General features: G+C 51.7%; 1 protein-coding gene. It reads left to right on the forward strand.

Annotated elements, in window-relative coordinates:
- Nucleotides 1–1156 (forward strand): AIR synthase-related protein (locus tag R7P67_RS25565; RefSeq protein WP_318086416.1); only part of this gene is annotated, 1156 nt, incomplete at both ends.

Consider the following 1156-nt stretch of genomic DNA (forward strand, 5'->3'; position numbering starts at 1 on the left):
AGGCCCTGTGGGGGGTCCAGCATTCAACACCGAATTTGGTCGTCCAAACCTATTAGGTTACTTCCGTACCTACGAAGAAAAAGTGACTTCTCACGCGGGTGAAGAAGTGCGTGGTTACCACAAGCCAATCATGATTGCTGGTGGTATGGGTAACATCCGTGACGAGCACGTACAGAAGAAAGAGATCCCAGTAGGTGCAAGCCTAATCGTACTTGGTGGCCCTGCAATGAACATCGGTCTTGGTGGCGGTGCGGCGTCTTCAATGGCATCTGGTCAGTCAGCAGAAGATCTGGACTTTGCTTCAGTACAGCGTGAAAACCCAGAGATGGAGCGTCGTTGTCAGGAAGTGATCGACCGCTGTTGGCAGCTAGGTGAAGCGAACCCAATCGCATTTATCCACGATGTGGGTGCAGGCGGTATCTCTAACGCACTTCCTGAGCTTTGTGACGACGGTGAGCGTGGCGGTAAGTTCCAGCTACGTGATGTACCAAATGATGAATTGAGCATGAGCCCGCTGGAAATCTGGTGTAACGAATCTCAGGAGCGTTATGTTCTTGCGGTAGCACCAGAAAACATGGAAGCGTTCGATGCGATTTGTAAGCGCGAGCGTGCACCTTATGCAGTTGTGGGTGTGGCAACAGAAGAGCGCCATCTAACGCTAGAAGACTCCCACTTCGACAACACGCCAATTGATATGCCAATGGATATCTTGCTTGGTAAAACACCGAAGATGCACCGTGAAGCAACGACATTGAAAGTAGATAGCCCAGCGATTGCACGTGACGGTATTGAAATCAACGAAGCGGCAGATCGCGTACTTCGTCTTCCTACGGTTGCTGAGAAAACATTCCTGATCACGATCGGTGACCGCTCAGTTACTGGTTTAGTTGCTCGTGACCAAATGGTTGGTCCTTGGCAGGTGCCTGTGGCGAACTGTGCAGTTACGGCGGCAAGTTACGACACATACCACGGTGAAGCGATGTCGATGGGTGAGCGTACTCCGGTTGCTCTATTAGACTTCGGCGCGTCTGCTCGTCTGGCGGTTGGTGAATCTCTGACTAACATCGCAGCGACAGATATCGGCGATATCAAACGCATTAAGCTGTCAGCGAACTGGATGTCTCCAGCGGGTCACCCAGGTGAAGATGCGGGTCTT

The sequence above is a fragment of the Vibrio sp. Vb0937 genome, assembly GCF_033338855.1.